Below are 26,880 nucleotides of genomic sequence, written 5' to 3'. Positions count from 1 at the left end.
AGCGGAGGAACGGCTACAGGTTCGGGAACGGGGTCGCAGGGTCAGGGCGCGAACTTGGCCGAGACCTCGGCCCAGCGCCCGGTCAGGGTGGTGGCCGCGCCGGAGTCGACGGCCTCGGCAGCCCGTTCCAGCCGACCCCCGATCCACTCGGTGAAGGGGAGACCGGCCACCCGTGGGTCCCATACGGCGGCCTGCGCGGCCCGGTTGCCGTGCTTGACGACGCGCGCCCCGGCCGCGGCGGCCACGACTTCGACCATGGTGGAGATGTTGACCGTACGGGCACGGTCGCCGCCGGTGCCGACCACGTCGACGGTGGGGCCGCACGTCCAGGGGGCACGGCGTGGGCGCGCATCGCGTCCACGAAGCCGCGCACCTCGGCGGCCGCCCTTGCCCCGCGACGCGACGCGCAGCGAAGCCAGTTGGTCGGAGGTCACCCCGCCGGTCATCACCTGTTCCCTGGCCCAGGAGGTTTCGGCCACCGGCAGGTCCCGCCCGTCCACCAGGGAATGGAGCAGGTCCGGCCAGGTCGTCGTCAGTTCGCGGGCTGTCACAAGAACACAGTCTGCGAATCCGGGTAACAGCACACCAGACCAGTTGAACGGCTCGGAACCGGACCAATCGCAATCCACCTGTAAGTTCGCGGCTGACGCAACACACGCTTGAGCAGGGGGATTCCATGACGTGGCACGTCGTACTAGAGGTCCGTCGTGACGGACCCGAGCCACTGGGCGCCCAGATCGCGGACCAGCTGCGCCGCCAGGTGGAACAGGGCCGGCTGGCGCCCCATTCCCGGCTGCCGTCCAGCCGTCAACTCGCCCAGGACCTCCAGGTGTCCCGGAGCGTGGTGGTGGAGGCGTACGAGAAGCTCACCGGGGAGGGGCTGCTGGAGTCGGTGCGCGGGTCGGGGACGCGGGTGGCGGCCCATGCCGACAACCGGATCAGGAAGCCGGTGGTGCTGGTGGACCGGGCGGTGCCCCCGGCCCGGTTCAACCTGCTGCCGGGTACGCCGAACGCGGCGACCTTCCCGCACCGCGAGTGGACGAGTTCCTACCAGCGGGCGGTGGAGTCGGCCCGCTATCAGGGGCTCGGCTATCCGCCGCTGCTCGGTGTCGACCAGCTGCGCACGGAGCTGATCTCCTACCTCGGCCGGGTGCGCGGTGTGCTGGGGCACCCCGACAACACCATGGTGACGGGCGGGTTCGCGCACGGTCTGGGGCTGATCTGCGCGGCCCTGGTCGAACTGGGCGTGGACCGGCTGGCGGTCGAGGACCCGAGCCACGACCGGCAGCGCCAGTTCATCGAGGAGAACGGCATCCGGACGGTGGCGGTGCCGGTGGGGGCGGAGGGCGTGGAGATCGAACCGCTCTACGCCAGCGGGGTGCGGGCCGTGCTGGTCACGCCCTCGCACCAGTTCCCCCTGGGCATCCCCATGTCCCAGCAGCGCAAGCAGGAGCTGGTGCGCTGGGCGCAGGACACCGGCGGCTGGATCATCGAGGACGACTACGACGGCGGGCTGTGGCTGGACCACCGAGGCCGCCACCTCGCGATGCAGCCCGTGAGCCCCGAGCGGGTCATCTACGCCGGTACGGCGAGCAAGCTCCTCGCGCCCGGTCTGCGGCTGGGGTGGCTGGTGCTGCCGCCCGAGCTGACGCGGCTGATGGAAATGGTCCGGGTCAGGCGAGACCTGGGCGGCGACGGACTGATGCAGCTGGCGTTCGCGGACTTCCTGCGCAGCGGCCTGCTCGACGGTCACCTGCGCAGGATGCGGACGCGCTACCGGGCGCAGCACGGGGCCCTGATGCAGGCCGTGGAGCGGTACCTGCCGGCCGCGACGCTGGTGGGTCCGGTCGCCGGGCTGCACGTGTTCGCGACGCTGCCGGAGAGCGCGGACGAGGAGCGGCTGGTGGCCCGGGCGCTGCGGCGGTCCGTCCTGGTCAAGGGCAGCCGCGTGTTCTACGACCGGCCGGGCACCGCCCTGCCCGGTCTGGTCCTCGGGTACACGGCCTTGGGGCGGTCGAGCATCTCGGAGGCGATCCGGCGCATCGGGGAGGCGTACGAGGAGTGATCCCGCACGATACGCCTCCCCGGCCGAACGGTGGTTCCCTTCCGGTCAGTTGAAGGGGGACAGCGCGGAGCGGGCCCGGATCCAGGGGTCGAGCACGGCCGTCCCCGCCGCGCGGTGCTGCGGCAGCAGCGTGCGGTCGGCGTCGAACAGCCGGTCCTGGTAGAAACCGCGCAGGTACGGGGCGCCGGAGGTGCCGCCCGAGCCCGTGGCCTCCGGTGAGAGGTAGCGCAACGCCACCCCGTAGTGGACCTTCCGCCAGGCGAAGAGTTCCTGGTCGAGGCGGTAGGCCGCGTCCAGTACCCGCTGTCCGGACTCCTCGTCGGGCACCCAGCGCAGCAGGTCCCGCAACGGCTCGAAGTCCGGGTTCTGGTGCATCAGTACGTAGGAGTTCTCGGTGGCCTCGCCGAGTGCCTCGACCTTCTCGGGGTGTACTCCGAGCAGGTGGATGTGGAGCAGCTGGGTGGGAAAGGCCTGAACGGCGCTGGCGTCGCCGGTGGCCTCCCGGAAGCCGTGGAAGTGCTCGACGGGCATGGTCCTGCGCATCACGAGCAGCGCCTCGGTCTGCGCGGCGGCCATGGTCGCGGCGCGTTCCAGGCACTCGGTGGCGTATTCCCACTGCCCGGCACGCAGCCATTCGGCGGCGGACATCACCCGGGCGAGCACGCCCCAGGTGGTGGCCTCGACGAGGTGGATCACCCGTATGAAGGTGACCTCGTCGTGCTGGGTGGTTTGCGGGAGGACGGCCAGGTGCTCCAGGATGTCGGCGCGGCCGTGCGGGAGCAGGTAATCCTGCCAGTGGCGGGGCGGTTCGGCGGAGGCGGGCCGCAGCGCGGGAGCGCGCCCGGCGGTCAGCGAGACCAGCGAGCCGAGCCGTGCAATGCGCTCCGTGAGCTGCGCGGCGCTGGGCAGGGCGTCCTGGGCCCACTTCTCGGTGCCCTCGACGGTGCGCTGTTCGTACGCCCGCCAGCCTGCGGCGGTGGCGCGGATCGCCTGCCAGCAGGCCCGCTCGACGGCGCCGTCGGGGGCGTGGGCGCGGGTGCCGAGGACGTGGTTGAGAAAACGGACGTTGCCGTAGGGCTGGTAGCGCTTACCGCGCCGGTCCAAAGGGCCGCCGCCGCGGGCGGCGACCTCCTGGGGGCTCTCGCCGCCGGGGAGAGCCAGTTTCCATTCCGCCTGGAAGACGAGCTCGGCGAAGCGGAGCACGGCCCGCTCCTGGCGGGTGAGCCGGTCGCGGTCCAGGGCGAGAAGGACGACGATGTCCTCGTAGGCCTCGGCCATCCAGGCGCGCAGTTCGGGGTCGAGGTGGTCGCGGCCCTCGGCGCGGGCGTGGCGGACGTAGTCGGCCACGTCGAATTCGAGTACGGCGCGCAGGGTCGTCGTAGTGGTGGCGGTGGTCATGGTGCGCATCTCGGTTCCCCCCGGATCGCTGGTGACGCTTCAAACGGTGTGGTCGGTGGTGCGCCCGGTCATTCGTCGGCGAGGGCCGCCGAGAAGGACAGGGCGTCCCCGCCGCCCGGCAGGTGGTCCAGTGCGTCGAAGACCTCCAGCCGGCTCTCGGCCTCGGCCGCCAGGGCCCGCGCCGAGTCGGCGAAGTGGTCCTCCAGCGCGGCCCGGCCCGGGGCCGCGGGCCCCTCCGGCCCCCCGGCCGTGACCATGGTTCCCGGCACCCGGGTCAACAGGGGTAGCGCCAGGGCGTCCTCGCCGAGCCGGCTGTTGACGTACGCGGCCGCGGAACGTGCCGCGTCCATGTCCCGCTGCGGGTAGGGGCCGACCACGTCGGTCGCTCCGAGCAGCACCAGCTCCGCCGCCCGGAGCGGGTCGAACTCCGCGTCCAGGGGCAGCGCGTCGATGCGCCCTGCCAGTAAGGACAGCGTGGGAACGTCCGCGGGCCGGTAGAAGTGGATGGCCTGCAGGGTGCACCCGGCGGCCGTGAACTCGGCGACGGTGGCGCTCTGTCGGGCGGCGTCGCCCGGTACGCGGACGTAGACCCCGCCGACGTACTGGCGCTGCCAGCGGGCCGCGGCCCGCTGGAGGCCGGCCGGTCCGGCGCCGTCCGGGCCGGCGGATATGAGGATGCGGCGCTGGTGGCGGCTGGGCAGCGGGTCCTGGGAGAGCCGCTCGCACTCGGCCGCGCTGAAACCGGTCACAGGAGCACCTCCAGTACCTCGGGCTCGGAGCCGGCCGCCGTGAGGAGTTCGCGCAGCACGCCCACCCCCGCGTCGAACGCCTCGACGGGCAGCCCGGGGGCGTCGTACACCGTGTAGACCAGGTGCCGGGAGCTCTTGGTGACGCTGGTGCGGCGATCGGGGCCTTGGAGCACCGAGGCCACGATCGCCGTCGCGTCCCGTACCACGGGCTCGTCGCGGACACAGGTGACGGTGGAGCGGAACCCGGTGAAGGACTCGCCCTCGCGCGCCCAGTCGAAGCGCAGTTCGCCGTCGATGGCGTCTGCGTCCTGGGCGCCCATCAGTACGCCGGTGGTCAGCTCCGCGTACAGCAGCGTGTCGATGGTCGGCATGATCGAGGGCAGGCCCTTGCTCCGGGCCGCGGCGATCTGGCCGGGCAGCGGACAGGTGTGGCCCTGCGCCTCGAACCACCGGGCGTAGACCCGCGCTACCTCGGCCGCGCGCGCGAACACGTCCTCGACGTCGGGCCGTCGCGCCAGTTGCCGACGCCGCTCGTCGAGCAGCGCGCCGAGGGCAGCGGGGTCGACCGCTGCCGCGACGGCGCAGAAGCGGGTCGTTTCAGCCGATCCGGACGGCCTACGGCCTGCGCTCAGTGCTGGGGCTTTCAAAAGGTTCTCCCGATTCACTTGCCGCGCGTACTTCGCGTGATCATTCCAACAGCCTGACGGAGCCCACCCAAGGCCACTCCGGGCACCGTGGTCCGTACCAGTCTTGGCATGTGGACGTATCCGACCACCGGTTCAGTGCGTGCGTACCCGCACGACACGTTCGTTGCGGTCGTCCCACGGCATGACGGACTCTCCGCTGACGTCCTCGCGGCGCCGCAGCAGCGGGATCATGTCGAGCATCCGATGCACCATCCGCTCCCGCCTCCAGTCCCTCGGTGTCCGTCAGGGCCAGCTCCCGGGAGGAGGACCGATGACCGCGATCCAGCTGCTGCTCGGCACCTTCACCCTGATCAACAAGAAATCATCTCATTTGGCGTTCGCGGGTAGGCTGTTGGTCCTGGTGGGGATCGTTGAGCGGCTGGTGCCGGACGAGTTGTGGGTGCTGTTCCAGCGGGTGGTGCCGGAGGCGCCGTCGCGGCCTCAGGGCGGTGGGCGGCGCCGGTACGGTGACCGTGAAGTACTGGCCGCGATCGTGTTCGTGGCCACGTCGGGTTGTACCTGGCAGCAGCTGCCCACGGCGTCGTTCGGCCCCTCGGGGGCGACAGCCCACCGACGGTTCTCCGAGTGGAGCAAGGCCCGGGTCTGGGCCAAGCTCCACCGACTGGTCCTCAACGAACTCGGCGCCCGCGGTGAGCTCGACTGGTCCCGCTGCGCGATCGACTCGGTGAACATGAGGGCCTTGAAAAGGGGGATCTGACAGGTCCGAATCCTGTCGATCGGGGCAAGTACGGCTCGAAGAGCCACTTGATCACCGAGCGGACCGGTCTGCCCCTGTCCGTCGCAATCTCCGGCGCCAACCTGCACGACAGCCAGGCCCTCGAGCCCCTCGTCCGCGGCATACCCCCCATCCGCTCACGCCGCGCACGCCGACGACGCAAGCCCGGCAAGCTCCACGCGGACAACGGCTACGACTACGCCCACCTGCGACGATGGTTACGCGGACGCGGCATCAAGCACCGCATCGCCCGCAGAGGCATCGAGACCTCACAACGGCTCGGCCGCCACAGATGGGTCGTCGAAAGGACCATGTCCTGGCTCGCCGGCTGCCGACGACTCCACCGCCGCTACGACCGCAAAGCCGAGCACTTCCTCGCCTTCACCAGCCTCGCCCGCACCCCCATCTGCTACCGCCGACTGGCCAAATGAGATGACGTCTTAGGTCGAAACGCCGGAGGAACGCCTGCCAGCAGCGGTCCACGTCGGTCGGGGCGACGCCGGTGCGTGACCACCACAGCCAGACCGGGCGGTTCACCCCGCTGCGGGGCAGCTTCTCGACGGCCAGGTGGATCACGGTGCCCTCAATGACCGGCAGCGGTCCGTCGTGCTCCAGCCAGGCCGCCCGGCGGGTCAGCCTCGGGTGAAGCCGGTCCCAGGCCCGGGCGACGGCTGTGCCGTAGCGGCGGGCCACGGTCGTGGTGACCGCCTGCTCGTTGCCCCAGGTGGCGGGGTCGCCGAAGACGAACTCCCCGCCGTGCTTGGGCGGCCGGCCCCGGCCGGGTTCGCCGCGGCGAACTCCGCACGGCTCGGCGCTGGCCGACGCATCACCCATTCCGAGCGGAGCCGGCCCAGGACCTGCGCCGGCAGGTCGCCGAGCAGGTGGGCGATGCGCGGCGCCGGGTGGTGGTGCCCACGGCGCTTCCGCACAGTACGGCCGCGCAGCGGCGGTCCGCACTCGACGCCCTCTCCCCCGAGACGGTCCGTGCCGCCCTGGGAAGTCGCCGGCTGGCGCACGGTCTGCCGCCGCGCACCGGATGACCGACTGGACCCAGACGAAAAATAAGGCAGGATTAGCGAAATCGAGAGGTTGAAACTCGTTCGCGCAGCCGCATGACCCGCGGAAGATCAGGCGGACGGCCGGTCCAATAGCAGTAGTACCGGCCGTCCTGTGTCTCCCTGGCCCCAGGCCCTTCAACAAGCCCATATCCAGGAAGGCACTACACACGATGGTAGACGACGCGGAGCGCGACACGACCTCAGCCCTCGACGACCTCGCGACGCTCCACGCCGGCCATTCGACCGGAACCGACCCGCTCTGACCAGCCGCTTTCAGGACGACCCGTTCCCGGCACCGGGGGTAGCAGGTCCATCCCGCTCGCCGACGAGCGGGCGCACGACGCTCCGCGCCAGGCATCGAAGATCGAGGACAACGACACCGCGCCGGCCACGAAGCCGATCGAGCCCGGCGGGATGCTCCCGCCCGAGCACGCCGGCCACAACAACCACCGTGAGGAGGCGGAGCCGACGATGACGGACGAGGCCCTGCCGCGCGATGCACAGATCACGGAGGACACCCCCATGACCACCCTGGACGGACGCCGCGTACTGAACAGGAGGGAACTCGCCGACACCTACCGGATCAGCATCTCGCACCTGGAGAGGCTGTACCGCGAACGCGACCACAACGCCCACCCCGAACCCGCCTGCACCATCGACCGCGCACTCGTCTGGGACGCCGACGACTGGCACCAGTGGTACCAGCACCACACCGACGTCACCGGACTGGAAAGCCGCGAGGACCTCCAGGCCCGTACCGGCCTGGGCCTCAGCACCCTCGCACGATTCTGGCGGGAGCGGAAAACCAACCAACACCCCGACCCCGACAAGACCATCGGCAACACCATGTACTGGAACCCCACCACCTGGGACACCTGGTACCAGGCCTACACAGCCAACCAACGCTGGCGCACAACCGTCGACCGCAGCGGCAACGCCGAGGACCTCATCTCACTCTCCGACGCCGCCCGCGTCCTCGGCATGGCCCCCACCAGCATCACGAGCTACCCCTCCGCCCCACCGAAACACTGGCCCCAACCAGTCGAAGAGCGAATCACCGACAAAGGCACCATCAAACGAAAGTACCGACGCGGCGACATCTGGACCTACGCCGAACACCGCGAACGCGGAGGCGGCCGCCCCACCGGCACACCCAAAACGGACCGCCGCTACCCCTACGACGGCGACCCCCGACTCGACCAAGCCCGTGCGGCGATCACGGCCAACCCCGAAACCCCCGCAGTCCGACTCGCCGGCCAACTCGCCCAACAACACGGCGGCACCGCAGGCACCTGGTCCCACATCGTCCGCAGCGCACGCCAACACCCAGAGGAAGACCTTCAGTGAATGGGGACAGGTGTTTGGCGACGAGGTCCTCGCCACCGCCATCCTCGACCGACTCCTCCACCACTGCGACGTCATCTCCATTACTGACCTTGAAGTTGTCTTGTCGTAGGGGCTGACGATCGGTGATCGTTGCGATGTTCGCCGAAGGTCGGGGCAGTACGGAGACCGCGAAGGAGTTACGAGTCAGCGTCCGATCGGTTCAGCGGTGGCGTCGTGCTTGGGTTGAGGCCGGCCAGGACGGGGTCCGTTCCCAAGGCCCGGCGTCCCGTACGAAGCTGAGTGACACGCTGTTCGCCGTGCTCGAGGAGGAGCTGGCGAAGGGTCCGGTCGCGCATGGCTGGTCTGATCAGAGATGGACGCTGTCCCGGATCAAGACGCTGATCGGCCGGCGGTTCCACAAGTCCATGACGCTGTCGGGCATCTCCCAGATGCTGCGAAGGCACGGCTGGAGCCATCAGGTTCCGGCCCGACGCGCCGTCGAGCGGGACGAGGCGGCGGTGGCCGGCTGGGTGCGGGAGGTGTGGCCGCGCCTGGAACCACCGCGGTGGCGCTCGGGGCCTGGATCGTCTTCGAGGACGAGGCAGGATTCTCGATGACGCCGCCGACCTCCCGCACGTGGGGCAGGCGCGGATCCACGCCGGTCATCCGGGTCCGCGGCCGTTCCCAGCGCCGCTTCTCGATAGCAGCCCTGTGCTGCTACAAACCCGGCGAACGCTCCCGCCTGATCTACCGGCCCAAACGGCATGCCGACCACGAGAGCGGCGACCGCAAGAGCTTCGCCTGGACCGAGTACCGCGACCTACTCATCGCCACCCACCAACAGATCGGCGGACCGATCGTCCTCGTATGGGACAACCTCAACGTCCACAAGGACCGCCGCATGGGGGCCTTCATCGACGCACACGACTGGATCAGTGCCCACCGCCTGCCGCCCTACGCACCCGACCTCAACCCGGTGGAAGGAATCTGGTCCATCCTCCGCCGGACCAGCCAGGCGAACACCGCCTTCACCGACCCCGACCACCTCATGCACCAGCTCAGACGAGGCCTCCGCCAGATCCAAAACCGCGGCGACATCATCGATGGTTGCCTCACCGGAACCGGACTCACACTGACGACACCACGCCTACAAGGTAGGTAGAGACCTTGGCTGCCAACGCAGTCGTCGCACCCCAACACGATGGCGCGAGGGCCAGGCACTGTCCGGCGGATCATGCTTCAGGGGCGCGGGTCCGGAGGTCGTAGAGGTAGGAGCGGTCGTTCTTGAAGCTGCGCCAGACGGTGGCAGGGGGCTCGGGTTCGTCAGCGTGGCTGTTGAGGGGATGGGCAGTGACGAGGCCGTCAGCGATCTCGCAGTGCCAGCCGTCGGTCGGCGACCAGACGCACCACACGCTCCCGTCCGTTCGGCGGTAGGCGGGGCGGCCGTTGTGCTCGCCGTCGCGTTCGAAGTGGTAGCGGAGCCCGTCGATGTGGCGCACGAAGGTGAAGGATGCAAGTGCCGTCATGCCTTCAGCACTGTATGGGACGACACTGCTGGTGGCCAGGAGTTCATGGCGCAGCCAAGTGCAGGGCGCGTCTCACGGGCGGAGCCAGAGCCGGATCGCTGCGGTGGTGACGGTGCCGTGGTAGACGTAGGCCCCCTTGTCGTAGGGGGTGGCGACGGCCCGGGAGTTCTTGAGCCGGTTGATCGTGCGCTCGGCCTCGTTGCGGCGTTTGTAGATCTCGCTGTCGAAGCCGGCGGGCCGGCCGCTTTTGCTGCCGCGACGTTTGCGGTTGGCTCGCCGGCCCTTCGGCTCGGGAATGGTGTGCTTGATCCGGCGTCTTCGCAGGTAACGGCGGTTTCGGCGTGAGCTGTATGCCTTGTGGCCGCCGAGGTGGTCCGGCCGGGTGCGGGGGTGACCGCCCTGCGGACGGGGAACGCTTACGCCTTCGAGGACCGCGATCATCTGCGGTGCGTCGCCCCACCGGCGGGGCGTGACCAGGAAGGCCATCGGTCGGCATCCGCTTTCTCCCGCGAGGTGGATCTTGCAGGTCAGGCCGCCCCGGGGCCGTCCGAGTCCTTCGTCGGGGTGGTGGTGCCGGGGCGTTGTCCCTTTTTTCGGGACGTGTGGCTTCCTCTTGCGGGCGCCGGCAGCGTGCTGGCGGGCACGGCAGGACGTTGAATCGACGCTGACCATGCTCCAGTCGATCCGGCCGGCGAGGTCGGCTTCGCCCTGGACGGCACGCAGGACCCCGTCCCACGTGCCGTCCGCCGACCAGCGTCAGTGCCGACGTGGCGAAGAAGAAGGGCATCTCCTGGCTGAACTCCGTCAACGACCAGGTCATCGAGATCGGGCAGATGGTCGTGCCCGGCACCCCGCGCGACTCCTCCACACCCCGTGAACAGAGCCAAACCCCGGTCGTCCACCCAGCTGACGGGGGGTAACCCCACCTTCAAGCGGGTGGTTGGCGGTATCCCGGGTCGGGACCTTGATCGAAAATACTGGGTTCAGATCAGGTCGTCACCCACCAACGACAGGAGTTCTTCGTGTACGAGCACGGACACGCAGCCAACGGGTCGCGTACGTCCACGACGGGTGGCCGCGGCCGCGGGGAGCGCAGCTTGCGGGTCGCTGTCGTCGGGGCGGTCGCCACGGTCGTGATGAGCGCCGGTCTCGCCCTGCCGGCGTCGGCTGCCGGCGCCGCGGACGCTTCGTCGGCACGAGGCGGCCACGCGGCCACCCGGGCGGCCCTGGACTCGGTCGTCCGGGACGGGGCGCCCGGGGGCATCGTGCTCGCCGAGCAGGGGCACGACACCTGGGCGGCACACGCGGGCACAGCAGATCTCGCAACCGGCCGCAAGCCGCAGGCCGATGACCGCTTCCGGGTCGGCTCGATCACCAAGACTTTCGTGGCCACGGTGATGCTCCAGTTGGAGGGGGAAGGGAAGCTGAGCCTGGACGACACGGTGGACCACTGGCTGCCGGGCATGGTGCAGGGCAACGGGCACGACGGCAGCAAGATCAAGCTACGGCAGGTCCTCAACCACACCAGCGGCATCTACAGCTACACCGACGACGAGGACTTCAAGCGCAAGGAGTTCGGCACCGACTTCCTCAAGCACCGCTACGACACGTGGACTCCGCGCCAGATCGTCCGGTTCGCCATGACACACCGGCCCACCTTTGCCCCCGGCGACGACTGGAGCTACTCCGACACCAACTACGTCATCGCCTCCATGGTGATCCAAAAGGCAACCGGCCACTCCTACGCCCACGAGATCGAGCAGCGCGTCCTGAACCCCCTACACCTGGACTCCACCAGTCTGCCGGGCACCCGCGCCCGCGTACCCGGACCCAGCGGACGCGCCTACTCGAAGCTGACCGGGGAACTCGCCGGGCCGGGAGAGCCGAACAGCGCGATCTACGACGTCACCGAACTCAACCCCTCCTTCGCGGGCGCCGCCGGAGAGATGATTTCCAACACCCAAGACCTCAACCGGTTCTACCGAGCCCTGTTCTCCGGTCGGCTCCTGGAGGAGCCTCAGCTGAAGGAGATGATGACGACCGTCTCGATCAAGAACATGCCGACCTTCTCCTACGGCCTGGGACTGATGAGGCTGACGTTGTCGTGCGGTACCGAGGTATGGGGGCACAACGGCGGCATTCAGGGCTCCATCTCGCAGACCATGGCGACGGCAGACGGAGAACACGTGCTGTCGCTGAACTTCAACGGCGACTGGAACATCCACGAACAGCGGCTCGTCGAAGCCGAATTCTGCGGCGCCTGAGCCTGACTCGGAGATCTCGGAGCGTCGAGGTCGGATGACAAGGCGTCGGGACTCGCTCTGGCCATCACGCGCGCGGGCAGCCGGCCGACATCCAATGGCTCGAGGGCGAGCCCACCGACCCACCCTCAAAGCCTCAGTCGCTGGTCTTGAGCCGTAGAGATGCTTCATGACTCCAGGGGTACGGACCCGGGTGTTTCGCGAACGTTTCGCACCTCAAGGCCCCTTACGACAGGCTCCCCAGGGCGAACCCCAGCCCGATCGCGATGAACAGCGCGCCCAGTGCGCTGAACAGCCACCAAAAGGCGGTGCCCTCGGCCTGGAGGGTCCACCGTGACGGGTCTGCCTCGTCGTATCGGACCTCGACGCGGGCACCGACGGGGAGGGTCGTGTCCTTGGGTCGAGCGATGTTCGTCCTGGTTTCCATCGCGCGGCCGTCGCCCGTGCTCCAAGCGATGACCGGGTAGTACACGGTGGTTCCGACGCTCCGGGTGGTGCTACCGGCATCCGAGGCCGGCGCGATCCGGGTCTCCTCAAGACGGGTCACCACGCCCCGCGCGGTACTGCCCTCCCTCAGCAGGAACCGGACGCGTCGGATTTTGAGAGAGGCGACGAGGCCGATGACCGACCCCGCGGCGGTGAAGACCGATGCGAGGAGCAAGAAGATCTGGGAAGCAGACACAGGGTCGTCTCGATTCTGGAGGCGAAGACCTCCTGACAGCATGCCAGTGCGGCGATCTCCCCTTGCGGCAGGCGCGTGGCCGGGACGGGCCCTCAGCGCAGCCCCGCCGACGGTCTCCTCCCGGAGGAGGAGACCGGACCGGGCCGCAGGTCCCGGACCAGGGGCGGACGGGACCTGGGTCCTCGTGCCCTGGGGCGATGTGCCGTACCAGGGCGGGTTCCTAGCCTCGGGGCATGCGATCACACGAAGCGGACGACGCTCAAGGAGACCCCGTGACCACTGTCAGCCCCACCGCACGCCGCGCCTTGGCCGTGGGCCTCACCCTCGCCGCCTGCCTCACGTCCTCCCCCGCCCTGGCCACGGCCGCCGAGACCCCCGCCCAGGACAGCTCCGGGGCCGGACTGGACCGGTACTACCGCCAGCACCTCGGCTGGGGCAGCTGCGTCAAGGGCCCCGACGACACCACCGGCCGTGATCTGGACCAGGCAGGCGTGCAGTGCGCGGACGTGACCGTGCCCCTGGACTACGCCGACCCCCAGGGGCGCACGATCACCGTGGCGATCTCCCGACTCAAGGCCACCGACACCCGCCACCGCATCGGCGCGATCCTCCTCAACAACGGCGGTCCGGGCGGTCCCGCGCTCCAGTCCCCGCCGCAGGCCCGCACGTCGATGAAGGAGGTCGGCGCGCGCTACGACATCGTCGGCTTCGACCCGCGCTTCATCGGGCGCAGCACCGCGCTGGACTGCGGTTTGCCCGTCGGCATGACCTGGCTGTCCGCCGGCACCGGCCGGGCGGGCTTCGAGCGCCAGGTCGCCCTGCAGAAGAGCCTGGCCGACAAGTGCCGGGCCACCGACGCCGCGGTGCTCCCCCACATCACCACCCGCAACACGGCCCGCGACATGGACGTCATCCGCAGCGCGCTCGGCGAGCGGAAGATCTCCTTCCTGGGCTACTCGTACGGCACCTACCTGGGCACGGTCTACACGCAGATGTTCCCCGGCCGCCACGACCGGATGGTGCTGGACGGGGCGATCAACCCGAGCGACTACCGCCCCCGGCTCCTGAAGGGCACCGAGCGCGAGAACGAGAAGGCGCTGTCCGACTGGGCCGCCTGGGCCGCCGAGCACCACGACACCTACGGCCTCGGCCGCAGCCGCGCCGAGGTGCTCGCCGCCGTCGACCGCATCGTCGCGGCGACCGCACGCGGTCCGCTGACCATCGGCGCCGGCGCCGATGCCTTCCGGATCGACGACAGCCAGGTGCCGCTCCTCCTCTTCTCGGGCATCGCGGACGACACCGCCCCGGCGCGGGCGTCGTTCGGCGAGCTGCTTTCCGTACTGGCCAAAGCCGCGGAGGGCCGGCCGACGACGGTGCCGCCGATGCTCGTCCCGGAGCTCCGGTACGTGCTGCGCGGTGAGGGCGAGCCCACCGGCGCGCAGTCCGCCGTCATCTGCGGGGACGTGGCCGCCGCGCGCGATCCCGAGCTCTACTGGCGGGACATCGAGCGCAACCGCACCGCGCACCCGCTGTTCGGCGCTCTGACCAACAACATCAACCCGTGCGCCTTCTGGGACTCGCCGCGCGAAGAGCCCACCCGGGTGCGGCGCGATGCCCCTGCACTGATCGTCGCCGCCACCGGTGACCCGCGTACGACGTACAAGGGAAGCGTCGAGCTGCACAAGCAGCTGCCGAGCTCCAGGATGGTCACCCTCGAGGGTGCCAATCGACACGCCCTCTTCGGGCGCTACGGCAACGCGTGCGTGGACGAGCAGGTCAACCGGTACCTGGCCACCGGCAAGCTGCCGGCGAGGGACCGGACCTGCATCAAGCAGGCGGGGTAGCGGCCCGCCCGGCCGAAAGGTGGCGGCGGCGCGGCCGGGATCGCGGTGTGCACCATCGAACACGACGGGAACGTCGGAGAAATCGGTGTACGGGTGGGAGGCGGCGGGGGCGCCGGTCGGCGCGGCGGGGACGGCAACGAGCCCGCAGCCGGCGGCGGCGCGGAAGGCGGCGGCAGGTCGGTCGTCTACGTGGCGACCAGCGGAAAGAAGGCGGACTCCGTGGTGGCCGAGGTCGGCGGCGGGGGCGGTGGAGGCGGCGGGGTCGGCTTCGAGAAGGGCACCGGTGCCCGGTCCGGACAGCGCGGCGGCAACGGGGCCGGTACGGACGGGTCCGGCGGCCTCGGCGGCGCAGACGGATACGTCGTCATCAGTGGTATCGACCCTCCTGAGGGGCGCCAGCGCCCCTCACCTCCCGAGTGGAACGGCCGCGGCGGACCGGCCGCATGCCACTGGGGTCTGTTTCAGCCATCGCCGGGAACCGGCCTCGCTGCGGGAACCCGGTGTGGAAGCCTGCCACTGAAGATCGTCACCGCTACGGGACGCACCCGCTCCGGGACACCGTTCACAGGATTGCGGGCCGGCTCGGCCCGGGACTCCAAACACACCAACCTGCCACGCCGCCCGCCTCGGACCGCATCACCACCGTCGGCGCCTCCCCCACCGTCTCCCTCGTCAGTGCTTCCTCACCAGACCGTACGGTCCCACCACCCGAAGCGGTGGAAACCATCCTCGCGGGGAGCCGCCCGCCCGCCGGCGGTGGTGGTCGGCCTCTACCTCGACCCGCCGGAGAAGGCATTGGCCCTCTACCGCCGGACGGCCCCCTCCGTCCCATGCCGACTTCGTTGCGGCGTGCCGGGCCCGTTCGCCCGGCAGGGCCCGGCCCGGTGAGCTGGAACTCCATCCGGAAGGCTCTCAGTCGTCGGTCCGTCCCGGCGCTAGGCTGTACGCGATCCGGCGGCGGCACAAGTCCGCACCACCGTGTGCATCGCCGCCCCCGCCGACGAGGAGCGACCGCCTTGCCCGAGCAGTCCCCCGGGTCCCGCCCCACTCTGGAAGCCGTCGCGGCACGTGCGGGGGTCTCCCGGGCCACCGCCTCGCGGGTCGTCAACGGGGGTGACGGGGTCCGTAAACCGCTGGTTGACAAGGTGGTTCGGGCGATCGAGGAGCTCGGCTACGTCCCCAATCACGCGGCCCGGACGTTGGTGACGCGGCGGACGGGCGCGGTGGCCGTCGTCATCGCGGAGCCGGAGGCGCGGATCTTCTCGGACCCCTTCTTCTCCCAGCAGATCCGGGGGATCAGCAAGGAGCTGACCGCCCACGACACCCAGCTCGTACTGCTGTTGGTGGAGGGGCCGGCGGACTTCGACCGGATCACCAGGTACCTGTCCGGCGGGCACGTGGACGGTGCGCTCGCCTTCTCCCTGCACACGGACGACCCACTGCCCGCGATCACACGGCGAGCGGGCGTTCCGACCGTGTTCGGGGGCCGGCCCGGCTGGACCGCCGATGCCGGTGAACGGGCCGTTCCGTACGTCGACGCCGACAACCGCGGTGGGGCCCGGTTGGCCGTGCAGCACCTGCGCGACCTCGGGCGGGAGCGCATCGCGCACATCGGCGGGCCGCCCGACCAGACCTCGGCGATGGACCGCCTCGATGGCTACCGGGACGTGCTGATGGACATGGATCCGACGCTCGTCGCCGAGGGCGCCTTCACCGTGGAGAGCGGGGCCCGGGCGATGGCGGAGCTGCTGGAACGGCGGCCCGACCTGGACGCGGTGTTCATCGCGAACGACCTGATGGCGTCGGGGGCACTGCGGGTCCTGCGCGAGCGCGGGATCACGGTGCCGGAGCAGGTGGCGATCGTCGGGTTCGACGACATGGATCCGGTGGCCAAGGAGACCGACCCGCCGCTGACCACCGTCCGCCAGGACATCGAGGGCCAGGGGCGACTGATGGCCCGGCTGCTGCTGCGCATCCTCGACCGTACGGGGAACGGCGTGGCACCGGACTCGGTGATCACGCCGACCACGCTGGTCCGCCGGGCCTCGTCCTGACCTTGTCGTTCAAGGCCGGCCTCGACGTGGTGAGTCCGGGAGCAACGGATGCGGCCGCAGTCACGGCGAACCGTCCACGGCCAAATGGGCTCCAGGACCAAGATCATTGATCATTGATCATTGATCAGCGGCAGGGTGTTCAGGAGCGCTCCGGCCTATGTGTCGGCTGCCGACTCGGACCGGCTCAGTGGATCCGGAACAGGTTCTGAGCTTGTCGTTTAACCTCATCTCCTTGAAGGGGTGGGGATGGAACAGACGGTCGTTGAGTCCATCAGGTACTCGGCTGGGTGCCAGGACTGTGGTGCGGAGTTGGAATGCTGGGGTGTCCAAGCCCTTGTGAGCGGCTCCTTGCGCTGGGACACGGCGTCCAGGTGTCCAGCCTGCGGGGTTGCGGTGGCTTCGTGCGGTGATGACCTGCCAGCCGCACTGCGGAGCCAACTGCTCTCCGAGTGTGGACCAGCGCACCTTCAGGTAGATCCCTCGGCAAGGAACGCTGCGATCATGCGCGTTCTGCGGGCAGAACTCGGTATTGGTCTGGCTGACGTCAAGTCCGTGCTGAGCGAGGTCGTTGCGGGAACCCACTCAGGCACGATGCCCGAGATGGAGTTCCTGGCTCGCAAGCTGCGTGCGTCTGGGATCGATGCCGTTGCTGCTCGGCCGTCGACGCCTTGACCTGACTGTTCAGCTGACCCTCCGGGGTTTGGTGCCTGTCTTGTGGTGGGCGGGCCGACGGTAGGGCTGCCCGGTGACGAGTTCGAGACCAACGTCGTGGCGTGTTGGCGGCTGTTGGTTCTTCGAGCCGGGCGGCCGACCGGGGCCTGGGCTGGAGGGTTTGGGAACAGCGGCTGGCGAGGGCAGCCGCGCTGGGGGGTTCCGGAACCCGCGGCGGACTCGGGCCGGGGCCAGCTTGTTCGGGTCGGCCGGTCGCTCCCAGGGCCTTCGTAGGTCGAGGGCGAGCGGGCGCGCGAGACGGAGCTGGGTGTGTGCCGCGATGACCAGCCAGGTCCATCGGTCGGCCGGCCTCCGGTTCGCGAACCTTCGGCTTCGTCCAGCCCATGGTCTGTTTGATCATTCGGACGGTGTGCTCGATGTCGAACCGCCGCAGGAAAGCGTGCCGGCAGCGGTCCACGTCCGCTGTGGTGGCGTCCACTCGTGACACCACAGCCAGATCGGCTTCGGGGCGCCGCCGGATGGCAGGTGCTCGACTTCGAGTCGGATGACGGAGCCAGAGATCACGGGCAGTTCACCGTCGTGGCCGAGCCAGGCGGCCCTGCGGGTCAGCCGCGAGTGGGGACGGTCCCAAGCCCGCGCTGTCGCTCTGCCGTAGCGTCGGGTGTCCGTGACGGTGACCGCCTGCTCGGCGCCCCAGGTGGCAGGGTCGCCGAAGACGAACTCGCCTCCGTGCTTGGGCGGTCGTCCGCCCTTGGGGTCATGGACACGGGGCGGGGTCGGCCGACGCATCACGCGGACGGAGCGTGTCCGTCCAAGGACTTCAACGGGCAGATCGTTCAGGAAGTGGGCGATGCGGGGCGCGTCGTATCCGGCGTCCAGCACGACCAGGATGTCGTGGTCACCCGGAGCCCAGTGGCCGGCGGCGATCAGGCGCTCGACTACTTCGCGGACCTGGGCGATGGTGACGGCAGCGACGTCCGCGCCCGGGGCGAGGCGGACGGTGTCCAGGATCGCGGTCCAGGAGGTGCGGCCGGTCTCCAGCGCGGCGACGAACGAGTAGGGCCAGCCGGGGATCATCCGGTGCTCGTTCTTCCCCCGCCCGTAGGTATGGCAGAACGAGCGGTCCGGTGAGGTCGCGGCGTCCGGCCGCAGCCACGGACTGACGTCGACGGCCAGGACAAGACGGCCATCTGCCGCCTTCGGCAACGGCGTCCCGGCCAGGGACCGCCGCAGCCGGGACACATCCAGGCGGCCCCGGTTGAGAGCACCGTAGAGAGCTCGGTGTCCACGGCGGTGTTCGGGAGCGAGCGCGAGATCAACCAGCGTCCGAACCGGACCGTCACTGCACAACAGCGCGTCCGCCAGCTCGAACAGGGGGTCCGCCCGTCCCGTCATCGACGCGTACAGCTCCGCCCGGACGTGACAGCGTCTCAAACGCCTCACCCTCCGGCTTCCCACCCAGCAGACTCATCTGCACGGCCTCCGGCTGATTCACGTGCACTCCTTGGTCGGAGCACAGAATCAGGCGGAGGCCGACCTCACGTCCGGTGAATCCCCAGGTGAGGGACCAAGGACGAAACACCGTTCGAGGTCACGGGTTGAACGACAAGCTGAGCCTGGACCCTGACGTACGGGTGCGGCGGGTCCCCGCCCCGAGGAGCCAGAGACCCGCCGCACCGTTCGTGCCTCCATGTCTTGTTCATCCACCCGGTGGATCACACGCCAACAGGCTCACACATAGGGGATCTTCAACACGGCCGCGTCGGTGCCCGTCTGCACCTGGGACGGGCCGTTGCCCAGTGCGTTCCAGATCTCCAGGCGGACGGTGCCGTTCTTGAGTTCACCCAGGCTGCCGGTGATGGCCTGCACGCCAACTGCCTGCGTGTACTCCTCCCAACCGGCGACCGGGTCGGTCGCGAAGTAGCGGTAGGTTTCGGTGCGCTCGAAGGTACCGTCACCGGTGAGGTCGTAGCTGACCCGGACCTGCGGAGCGAGCGCCACCCTGGTGCCCGCGTCCACCCGGAGGCGGAACGAGGTGGCCGCCCCGGGGGCGAGCGGGCCGTTGAGCTGCTTCGCCTCGTAGACGGTCGGCTTGTACGGAGTGCCGTCCCGGTTCACGCCGTCGGCCGAGGCCACGCTGTCCGTGCCGGCCGGGTCGGTGGCGGCGGCGGTGAGGATGCCGCCGGTCTTGAGGCGGAAGGTGTTGCCGGTGGACGGCCCCGGCTCCTCCGGCTCCTCCGGGTCCGGGTTTCCGGTGTCGGGGCCGGTGCCCGTAGCCGTCGAGCGGGCCGGTACCGAGAGGGTCTTGCCGTCGGAGAAGGTCACCGTGCGAGTGGTGGAGCCGTGGTTGTGCGCGGTGTAGGTGCGGGTTCCGTTCTTGGCGAAGACGGCGGCAGTGGGCAGGTCGGCGCTGACTGTCATCGCCGGTGCGCCAAGGGTGTTGAGGGTGTTGATCCAGTGGTAGGTGTGGGCTTTGGACTCACCCTCCTCGGGGGTGTAGTCGCCGTTCGCACCGTCCCACTTGGCCTTGGCCGCAGCCGGATCGGTCAGTGCTTCGAACTCCCAGAGCAGGTCGCGCCACTGCTGGGCCGGGCCGCCGTTCTCGCGTTCCATCTCGGCGATGTTCCGGGTGATGGCGGCCTTCTCACGGGCCAGGTGGAGTGATCCTCCGGTCACGGGGAGGACGTTGATGCCGTGGATCTCCTCCGGGTTGGCGGTCCACCAGGTGGAGTAGGAGGCACCGCTGCCCCAGACCATGCCGACCGTGCCGTACTTGTACGGGGCGGGGAAGACCTGTTCGTTCGCGTCGAACCAGTACTGGGTGATGGCCTCGGACTCCGTCGTCAGCAAGTAGCTACCGAGGTCGCGCAGCGAGGTGTCGCCGGTCGCCGCGCCCCAGAGGACGAGGCCGGCGCTGAGGTTGATGGACTCCGAGGAGGACTCCTGGTTGTTTCCCGCCGCGAAGCCCTGGTGGCCGGAGGCCCAGCTGTGGCCCGCGTACACGTCGAAACCACGCAGGAAGGGGTACGCCGAATCGGTGCGGCTCGGGTTGGCCGCGTCTCGGATCAGGTGCTTGATCATGGATCCCCAAGCCGAGTCCGCTGCCCAGGCCGAATCGTACTGGGCGACGATCGCCGCCGCGTAGACGTAGTAGCTGTAGTGGAAATGATGGTCGTTGAGTTCGGCGTCACTGCCGTACGAGGCCGGGTACCCGATGAGGGTCTTCCAGTCCTTGTCGTAGCTGAACTCGCTCGGCCCACCCGCCGTGAACCACTCCTGGAGCCGACCCTTCATCAGGCCGAGGAGCTTGTCGCGGGTCGCGGTCTGACCGATCTGGTCGGCCACGGGCACCAGCTGGGCGAGGCGACCGAGTGCCTTACCGGTCCAGTAGGTGTCGGTGGCCCCGGAGAACGGATCGGCGGCGTTGGCAACCTCGTTGAGGTAGCCGGTCAGCCGGGCCCGGTCGACCCCACTGGAGGCGGGCAGGGCGGGCACCACGCCGTTGTTCTTCTGGCTGGTGGCGAAGGAAACGGACTCGCGCACCTTCATGGTGCCGCGCGGTGAGACGTAGGTGTACGGGGTCAGCGCATCGGTGGTGTGCAGCCACTGGTGGCGGTAGAGGGCCTGGAGCGTACCGCGCTCGGTGCCCTCCTTGGCCTCCGTGGTCAGGGTGTAGGTCGCCCGGACGACGCCGCCGACGCTCTGCCAGGCCACCTGGGAGCCGGTGACGAAGCTGAACGCGTACTTGCGGTAGGTCGCCAGCGCGTCCGTGGAGGGCAGGACGGCGAGCGAGAAGTAGTCCTTGCCCGCGAGTCCGGCGGTGATCGCGGTTCCGGACACGTTCCAGTCGGCACCGGTCGGGGCGAAGAGGGCGTAGTGATGACCGGCGACCGTGATGCCGAGGACGTTGCCGTCGTCCGCGAAGACGGTGGGCATGGAGGCGGTCGTGATGCGGGCGTCACCGCCGGAGCCCTTGGCGTACACGAACGGCATGCCGTGTCCGATGGTGGCCCGGAAGGTACGGGAGCCGTCCGCCCAGTACGGGGTGACCGTCCAGTCCGACCAGGCGTCGGCCTTGGTGTCGGGAGAGTTCAGACCGGTGAGACCGACGGTCAGATCGGCCTTGTGGGCGTACTCGTACTGCCGGCCGTCACCGACGATCGCGGGCGTCGTCGGGTAGCCGACCTCCAGCCCAGAAGCCTTGGCCTGATACGTGAGGGGGTGACCGTACATAGGAGTGGAGTACGGATTGTCCCCATAGCGCTGATAGGCGAGCGAGGTCCACCAGTCGTTGGTCGGAACCGGCTTGTCCCGCGCCGCCTCGGTGAGTTTCGGTGTGACGGGAGCACCGGTGTTCGTCGTAGGACCGGACCTGCCGGCAGGTCGGATGTCGGTGTAACTGCCCGAACCCGCGGGGATGGTGGCGGCGGACGCGGGAGAAGCGGCGGAACCCAGGCCGACGGCGGTCAGGGCGATCGCCAGGAACGTAGCCGCTGCAGGTCTGGAGAGGGAGGCTCGCACGACACAGCACCTCGATCACAGGGGGGGGAAGAGCGCTTTCGAGAGCGCTCTCAAGCGTTAGGGAACGTAAATCTTTTGAAACATTGATGTCAAGAGATCCGGCACAAGGGGCAGTTGGAGCCAAGGTGAGGGTCCCCTCCGTTCGGATCTTGACGGAGAGCGGGCGACGGGAGGCGGCCCGGGCGCCCTTGATGAGTGCGCTCTCAGGATGCTGGCCGGACCAGCGTCATCCCGCACGGCGCCCGCCTCGAAGTCGATGTGGAGGTGGTGCGGCGACCCTCGTCCTCGCGGCGGCACGCGTGTGTCGGCGTAGCGAGCACCGGCGGAAAGGTCAGTCGAACAGGTTCTCCCGATCGGCCAGTTCGCGGTCGACCAGCTCCTGGACGGCGCCGCGCGTGGTCTCGCTGAGCAGTCGGGCGGCCTCCCGACGGGCGACCAGGCCCTCGGGTCGCGCCGGCGCCGGGATCGGCTCCCCGACGGTGATGGTCCAGTTGGACGGCAACGGGAACGGGGTGGTGAGCGGGAAGTACGGCACGCCGAGGAGCCGGGCGAGGGTCGGCACCTCGCCGAGCTTGGGGCACGCCTCCTCCGCCCCGACGATCCCGACCGGGACCACGGGAGCTCCCGAGCGGATGGCGGCGACCGCGAAGCCCGGGTGGAAGGGCCGCAGGCGGTACCGCTCGGTGAACGGTTTCTCCAGACCGGCGACGCCTTCCGGGTACATCCCGACGAGCCGTCCCGCGTTGAGGTGGTCGACGCCGGCCGTCGGGCCGATCGGGAGCGCGCCGTTGCGGCGCGCGTGCCGCCCCAGGATGGGTGTGCGGAATACGAAGGGGGCCGCGAGGAAGCGTACGCGCCGGTCCAGGGCCCTGCCCAGGACCTTGTCCAGTACGAACGCGTCCAGGCCCCAGGCACCGGAGTGGTTGACGGCGATCACGGCGGGGCCCTCGGCCGGGATGTTCTCCAGGCCGAGCGCGACCACCCGGAAGTAGTCGTCCACCAGCCAGTCGAGGAGGCGGTCCCACGCCACCTCGCCGGCTTCGCCGAGCAGCCGCTTGGCGGAGTCGAGTTCCGCTCCGGCCGCTTTGATCATCTCGACCACACTGTCCCTCATGGTGGGACCTCACTCTCGCATCGCGCGTCACCGGCGGGATGTCAACGGGACGGGTTCTGCCGGTTCAACGTCCGTGGGCGCTGCTGATCACGGGGTGATCGCGGCGGCGCGGAGGAAGTCGTCCGTTCGAGGGCAGTCGGACGAGCGGCGCTCACCCGGGTGGGGTCAGCCCGAGAACCACCTGGCGGCCCGCCGTACGTCGGCGGCCGCGTTCGTGCACCGGTCGGCATGCGCGAGGAGGGCCATCCGGAACCGTTCGCCGGTTCCGCTCCCGTTCCAGCCGGGATCCGCGGCGCAGGCGGAGAGCCGCTCCGCGTGGTGGTCCAGCCGGTCCGCGCCGACCCGTCCCCGTGCCCCGTACGCCGGGAGCAGGTCTCCGTACGCTTCCGTTGTCACGGTGGGATCGTCGGCCCCGACGAGGGCGACGGTGACGGACCCCGGACCGAGGCTGCCCGGCAGGCGGTCCAGGGCCAACCGCGGCGCGAGGAGGACGGGGCGCGCCCCGGCAGTGGCAACGCGGACGACTTCCCGGCCCACGAGCGCGGCGAAGCGCGCGGTGGCGCAGCCGGACGGGCTGCCGCACAGGTCCCACGCCGGATCGGTGGGCTCCCCCGGTGTCCGTCGCCCCAACATCGCGCGGTCGTAGAGGATTTCGTCCCCCGGAGCGATCGCCGGTGCGTCCGCGTCGAGCGGTGCTTGGACCGGGTACACCAGGGCGGGCAGCGGAGGGTAGTGCTCCAGGGCAAGGTCCACGGCGGCTTCCGGCGACGGCACGGCGCCCGTGGCGGCGCCCGCGGCGAGCAGGGCCAGCGCCTGGAGCGCCGACACGCTGGTGGCCGTCGACACCAGGGCCAGTGCGTGCGCGACGGCCAGGTATGTTTCCGGCGCGCCCTGGGATCGGGCCGGCAGCCGGCCGGCCAGGGAGCCCGGCTCGGGGTCGGCCAGGTATGGGGCGAGCCGCCGCCGCAGGGCCGTCGCCCGCTCCTCGTACGCACGGCTGCCCACGGCGCCCGTCGCAGCCCTGACCATCTCGCTCAGCAGGGTGTCCGCGGCCGCGCCGGCCCCCAGTACGACGTGTCGGCTGAGCCGCAGCATGCTGGTGTGCCAGTGGTGGCCGTCCAGGGCGCCGTCCGCACGCCGGGCAGTGAGCACCGCACGCAGGTGCTCGCCCACCGGGGCCGTCAGCCCGGCGAGTTCCTCCTGCGTCGGCGCATCCCACGCGCCCGCCGGGACCCCGTGCGGCGAGAGGCCGCGGCGGCGCCCGTCGGCGGCGAGAGCGGACGCGGTTCCCAGCGCACCGGCTCCGTCGGCACGGGCCAGCAGGCCCTCCGCGTCCGCGCGGGTCAGCGGCACGAGCAAAGTGCCGAAGGCCGTACGGAGCCGCACCGGCCGCCCGTCCCGGCGGCCTCGCAGGTGTGTCATCAGCCGGTGCGTGAGCCCGGCGCTGGTGAGCGCGTCCAGACCCAGCGTCCGCGCGGGCAGGTCCGCCCACGGCAGGCTGCGGGTCACCAGTGCGGCGCTGAACAGGAGGTTCTCCAGAGGCCGAGCCGTCTCGGGTCGCGAGGCAGCAGTGGCCGGAACGTCGTACAGGGTGGTCATCGGTTGGTCTCCCTCGTGGTCACGCGGTCACTTGTCGCGGAGCATGTACGGCTGGTTCCCCACGATTTCGCCGTCGTAGGCCGCGATCAGTTCGTTCACCCGGTCCCGGTGGTGCGCCATCTCCCCGCGCAGGGTGTCGGAGTACGCCTGCGGGGCGTGCGACAGCGGGTAGTCGTACGACTCGTCCAGCCAGGTCAGTTCGACCCAGTCCGCGGGGACGTCGTGGGGAGAGGCGGGGCCGCGTCCGTCGAGCATGGGGATCACGTCGTGCTTGTTGACCAGGCTGATCACCTGTGTGGTGTGGTCGGCCGGGCGCTTGTTGTCGATGGGAGAGCCCAGCGTGACCACGTGAGTGATCCGGAAGGTCGATGCCAGGTCCACGTCCATCGCCAGGTTCATTGCCGTCAGGCCGCCCAAGCTGTGTCCGACGAACATCACCTCGGACCCTGCCGGCACCCCCGCCCGGCGCAGAAGCTTCCGCGCGGCGCGCGTGTAGGTCGTGTCAGAGCGCAGGCACCCGTCGAAGGCGCCGATCAGGTCCTGCGGAGTGCTGTTGCTCGGGAGCCCGAAGCTGGTACCGGGCAGCAGGAGCACGTACCTGACGTGGCCGTCGGTACACGCGACGCGCCGCAGCAGCACCAGACCGTGATTGCCGAGCGTGCCGATGTCGTTGATGTAGCTGACGATGTCGTTGCAGGACGTGCGCAGGGCCTTCGCCAGGATGGAGTCGGGCTCGATCCGCTCCGCGCGTCCGGAACCGGGATTGAGGAATCCGAGCACCGAACTGGGCAGTCCGAAGAAGGGATCCGTGGTCGGTACGCCGCCGGCGAGGGTCACCCACGAGAAGCCGTCGTTGACCGGGTTCTCGTCGAGTAGTCCCAGCAGCCCCAGGAGCTCCATGACCACGGGGCTGACGGTCGTCAGGGCACGGGTCAAGCCCAGCCGCTCGACCAGCGCGTGCAGGGCCCGCAGTGCCTCCCAGCGGTCCCCCTTCACCATGGCGTCGGTGAGCCGCCTCGCCAGTACGGAGTCCAGGTTCGGGTGCTCGACCACCGCCGCCTCGATCCTCAGCGCGAAGGCATCCACGGCCATGGCCACCGCGGCCGGGCGGCGGTAGGTCACGCTCCCCGCCATCCGGGCCAGCTCGCCGACGACTCCACCGTTCGGACCGAACCCGAGCCCCGAAGGGCTGGTCAGCGCCTTGGCGCACGACAGCGCCGTACCGAATGCCCACCCGGGGCGGCGCAGGCAGGCCAGGCCGAACCGCCAGCTGCTCAGCGCGCCCGTCAGATCCGCGCCCGCCCGCTTCGCGGTGAGCGCCGCGTCCGCCAACAGCACGGAGGCGTCGATCAGGAGCTCCGCGTCGGGCCGCCCCGTCGCGGAAGGGGCCCGGCCGGGCACGGCGTCCAGCGTGTCCACGGGCAGCCCGGACTGCCCCGGGATCGGCTGAACTGCTTCGACGACCACCTGATGAGGCGTCACGGTCTTCCCTCTCGTCGCTGTGCGGCCGCTTCACCGCACGGCCCGGCTTTTCGCCAGGCATCGTGGCACCGGCGCCGATCCGTTGTGCGCACCCGAGAGGTCGACGGGCGACGGCGGTGCGCCTTGCCACCGGCCGTCGGCTCCCGCGCTGCGGCGGCCGGCCCCGCTCCCACCGGGTTCAGGACGGACGCGGCCGGGCCGGACTCGCCGCGCATCTTCGTGCAGCCCGGAGGATGAGCGGGAACTCGCCGCGTTGACGCGTGCGCCCGACTCGAAGGGCGCGAACACCCCGACGCCCGGGGCGCTCTGATGCGGCGGTGGCAGGTGACAGGCAATCCCGACAGAGCAGGGGCAGCCGCACGAAGGGCCGCAGACGTGGCCCACCTTGACGCCCGCTGACGCCTGATCCGTCCCTCACAGAACATCCGCTCTCCGTCAACGAGCTGTGGCCCCACGGACTGGACCCCGACGGGACGCCCACACCGCCGTCAGGCGGCGGGCCGGTTCTCCCGCGCGGGGAGTCCGGCGGTGGCGGTGATGCCGTGACGGAGGCCTTCGATGCCTTGTGCGAGCGCGTGGCGACTTGTGACGGTCATCGCTTCGAGGGCGAGGGCGAGGCGTCGTTCGCGGGCTTCGCGTATCTCGGCGAGGTGCTGTTGGCCGGCAGTGGTGAGGCGCAGGGTGATTTCGCGGCCGTCGCTGGGGCAGGGGTGGCGTCGTAGGTATCCGGCGGCTTCGAGGCGGTCGCAGAGCCGGGTGATGGAGGGGCCGGCCGCACCGAGGAGTTGGGCAAGGGTCCGCATGCGCAGGCCCGGCCGGCGGTCGACGAGGCACATCAGGCGAAGTTGCGTCGCGGACACGGGCGACGTCGCGGTGGCGTGGCGGGTGTTTTGGTAGAGGACGTCGAGGAGTTCGGCGATTTCGCCGACCGATCGCGTGAGGTCGGTGTTGTGGGGCCCGGGGGCCGGTGTGTGCATGCGTGTTCCCTTGTGCGGGGTGTGGCCCCGCGGGTGTGGGTCAGGTGGTGGTCCTCGGCCGGCCGGCGGCGGTCGCGGCGGAGTCTTGCGGGCCGCCGTCCGGCGTCTGCCGGTGGCAGACACCGGCCGG

Annotated in this window: 18 protein-coding genes and 5 pseudogenes; 9 read left to right on the top strand and 14 right to left on the bottom strand. The window is 70.2% G+C overall.

All coding sequences use genetic code 11. The features are described 5' to 3' along the window. Window positions 1-41 precede the first annotated feature (41 nt). Complete coding sequence (locus tag ACZ4XJ_RS31220; RefSeq protein WP_468498117.1) at window positions 42-551, bottom strand: hypothetical protein; 510 nt, start codon at window positions 549-551, stop codon at window positions 42-44. Window positions 552-676: 125 nt separating this feature from the next. On the opposite strand from ACZ4XJ_RS31220, the gene pdxR reads away from it, so the two are divergent. After that, window positions 677-2,065, top strand: a complete 1,389-nt coding sequence (gene pdxR / locus ACZ4XJ_RS31215) for a MocR-like pyridoxine biosynthesis transcription factor PdxR (protein ID WP_362877595.1) — start codon at window positions 677-679, stop codon at window positions 2,063-2,065. Window positions 2,066-2,110: 45 nt separating this feature from the next. Here pdxR and ACZ4XJ_RS31210 read toward each other — a convergent pair whose 3' ends face one another. The 3 genes from ACZ4XJ_RS31210 to ACZ4XJ_RS31200 are packed head-to-tail and all read right to left on the bottom strand — an operon-like array spanning window position 2,111 to window position 4,859. Continuing rightward, window positions 2,111-3,472, bottom strand: coding sequence for a hypothetical protein (locus ACZ4XJ_RS31210; protein ID WP_362877594.1), 1,362 nt, complete (start codon window positions 3,470-3,472; stop codon window positions 2,111-2,113). Window positions 3,473-3,531: 59 nt separating this feature from the next. Then, window positions 3,532-4,212, bottom strand: coding sequence for a hypothetical protein (locus ACZ4XJ_RS31205; protein WP_362877593.1), 681 nt, complete (start codon window positions 4,210-4,212; stop codon window positions 3,532-3,534). Then, a complete protein-coding gene (locus tag ACZ4XJ_RS31200; protein ID WP_362877592.1) occupies window positions 4,209-4,859 on the bottom strand; it encodes a phenylalanine--tRNA ligase beta subunit-related protein in 651 nt (216 codons plus the stop codon). The genes ACZ4XJ_RS31205 and ACZ4XJ_RS31200 overlap by 4 nt, the downstream gene beginning before the upstream one ends. 406 nt (window positions 4,860-5,265) lie before the next feature. On the opposite strand from ACZ4XJ_RS31200, the gene ACZ4XJ_RS31195 reads away from it, so the two are divergent. After that, window positions 5,266-6,065 (top strand): IS5 family transposase gene (locus ACZ4XJ_RS31195; RefSeq protein ID WP_468498175.1). Its coding sequence is split into 2 segments (ribosomal slippage): window positions 5,266-5,605 and window positions 5,605-6,065, totalling 801 coding nucleotides; the frame shifts between segments, so codons are not numbered across the junction. Between the two features lie 10 nt (window positions 6,066-6,075). Here the strand turns inward: ACZ4XJ_RS31195 and ACZ4XJ_RS31190 are convergent. After that, window positions 6,076-6,539 (bottom strand): annotated as a pseudogene (locus ACZ4XJ_RS31190) (transposase); the annotation flags it as partial. A gap of 567 nt (window positions 6,540-7,106) precedes the next feature. Here ACZ4XJ_RS31190 and ACZ4XJ_RS31185 point away from each other — a divergent pair. The 3 genes and pseudogenes from ACZ4XJ_RS31185 to ACZ4XJ_RS31175 all read left to right on the top strand — a co-directional run. After that, window positions 7,107-8,039, top strand: coding sequence for a hypothetical protein (locus ACZ4XJ_RS31185; protein WP_468498116.1), 933 nt, complete (start codon window positions 7,107-7,109; stop codon window positions 8,037-8,039). Beyond that, window positions 8,017-8,121: pseudogene (locus ACZ4XJ_RS31180) on the top strand (ATP-binding protein); the annotation flags it as partial. The gene ACZ4XJ_RS31185 and the pseudogene ACZ4XJ_RS31180, both read left to right, overlap by 23 nt. 52 nt (window positions 8,122-8,173) lie before the next feature. Then, window positions 8,174-9,180 (top strand): annotated as a pseudogene (locus ACZ4XJ_RS31175) (IS630 family transposase); the annotation flags it as partial. Between the two features lie 70 nt (window positions 9,181-9,250). On the opposite strand, the gene ACZ4XJ_RS31170 reads toward ACZ4XJ_RS31175, so the two are convergent. After that, window positions 9,251-9,544: a hypothetical protein gene (locus tag ACZ4XJ_RS31170; protein ID WP_468498115.1), complete on the bottom strand. Its 294-nt coding sequence runs from the start codon at window positions 9,542-9,544 to the stop codon at window positions 9,251-9,253. A 72-nt stretch (window positions 9,545-9,616) separates the two neighbouring features. Next, a pseudogene (locus ACZ4XJ_RS31165) lies at window positions 9,617-10,300 on the bottom strand (IS5 family transposase); the annotation flags it as partial. Between the two features lie 11 nt (window positions 10,301-10,311). Between ACZ4XJ_RS31165 and ACZ4XJ_RS31160 the strand changes: the two are divergent. After that, window positions 10,312-10,464, top strand: coding sequence for a hypothetical protein (locus tag ACZ4XJ_RS31160; RefSeq protein ID WP_468498181.1), 153 nt, complete (start codon window positions 10,312-10,314; stop codon window positions 10,462-10,464). 216 nt (window positions 10,465-10,680) lie between these two features. Beyond that, window positions 10,681-11,808: a serine hydrolase domain-containing protein gene (locus ACZ4XJ_RS31155; RefSeq protein ID WP_468498174.1), complete on the top strand. Its 1,128-nt coding sequence runs from the start codon at window positions 10,681-10,683 to the stop codon at window positions 11,806-11,808. Between the two features lie 223 nt (window positions 11,809-12,031). Here ACZ4XJ_RS31155 and ACZ4XJ_RS31150 read toward each other — a convergent pair whose 3' ends face one another. Continuing rightward, window positions 12,032-12,487 (bottom strand): DUF3592 domain-containing protein, encoded by a 456-nt coding sequence (locus tag ACZ4XJ_RS31150; RefSeq protein ID WP_468498114.1) that lies wholly within the window; start codon window positions 12,485-12,487, stop codon window positions 12,032-12,034. Window positions 12,488-12,759: 272 nt separating this feature from the next. On the opposite strand from ACZ4XJ_RS31150, the gene ACZ4XJ_RS31145 reads away from it, so the two are divergent. Beyond that, window positions 12,760-14,331 carry an alpha/beta hydrolase gene (locus ACZ4XJ_RS31145; protein ID WP_468498113.1) on the top strand — a complete coding sequence of 524 codons (1,572 nt, stop codon included), beginning with the start codon at window positions 12,760-12,762 and terminating at the stop codon, window positions 14,329-14,331. Window positions 14,332-15,347: 1,016 nt separating this feature from the next. Next, window positions 15,348-16,385, top strand: coding sequence for a LacI family DNA-binding transcriptional regulator (locus tag ACZ4XJ_RS31140; protein ID WP_468498112.1), 1,038 nt, complete (start codon window positions 15,348-15,350; stop codon window positions 16,383-16,385). 681 nt (window positions 16,386-17,066) lie between these two features. Here the strand turns inward: ACZ4XJ_RS31140 and ACZ4XJ_RS31135 are convergent. The 6 genes and pseudogenes from ACZ4XJ_RS31135 to ACZ4XJ_RS31110 form a co-directional block, all read right to left on the bottom strand. Then, window positions 17,067-18,528, bottom strand: a pseudogene (locus ACZ4XJ_RS31135) (NF041680 family putative transposase). A 260-nt stretch (window positions 18,529-18,788) separates the two neighbouring features. Next, complete coding sequence (locus tag ACZ4XJ_RS31130; protein WP_468498111.1) at window positions 18,789-21,578, bottom strand: glycosyl hydrolase; 2,790 nt, start codon at window positions 21,576-21,578, stop codon at window positions 18,789-18,791. 331 nt (window positions 21,579-21,909) lie between these two features. Beyond that, the gene (locus ACZ4XJ_RS31125; RefSeq protein ID WP_362877584.1) at window positions 21,910-22,692 is read right to left on the bottom strand and encodes a lysophospholipid acyltransferase family protein; all 783 of its coding nucleotides are present in this window, start codon (window positions 22,690-22,692) and stop codon (window positions 21,910-21,912) included. A 165-nt stretch (window positions 22,693-22,857) separates the two neighbouring features. Further along, complete coding sequence (locus ACZ4XJ_RS31120; protein WP_468498110.1) at window positions 22,858-24,291, bottom strand: cytochrome P450 family protein; 1,434 nt, start codon at window positions 24,289-24,291, stop codon at window positions 22,858-22,860. A gap of 27 nt (window positions 24,292-24,318) precedes the next feature. Then, complete coding sequence (locus ACZ4XJ_RS31115) at window positions 24,319-25,773, bottom strand: lipase family protein (RefSeq protein WP_468498109.1); 1,455 nt, start codon at window positions 25,771-25,773, stop codon at window positions 24,319-24,321. 488 nt (window positions 25,774-26,261) lie between these two features. Continuing rightward, complete coding sequence (locus ACZ4XJ_RS31110) at window positions 26,262-26,750, bottom strand: MarR family winged helix-turn-helix transcriptional regulator (RefSeq protein ID WP_362877581.1); 489 nt, start codon at window positions 26,748-26,750, stop codon at window positions 26,262-26,264. Between the last annotated feature and the right edge of the window lie 130 nt (window positions 26,751-26,880).

This window comes from Streptomyces sp. NPDC029836 (assembly GCF_055574495.1).
The sequence above is the reverse complement of the archived record's forward strand: the minus strand, read 5'-3'. Positions and strand labels throughout refer to the sequence as shown.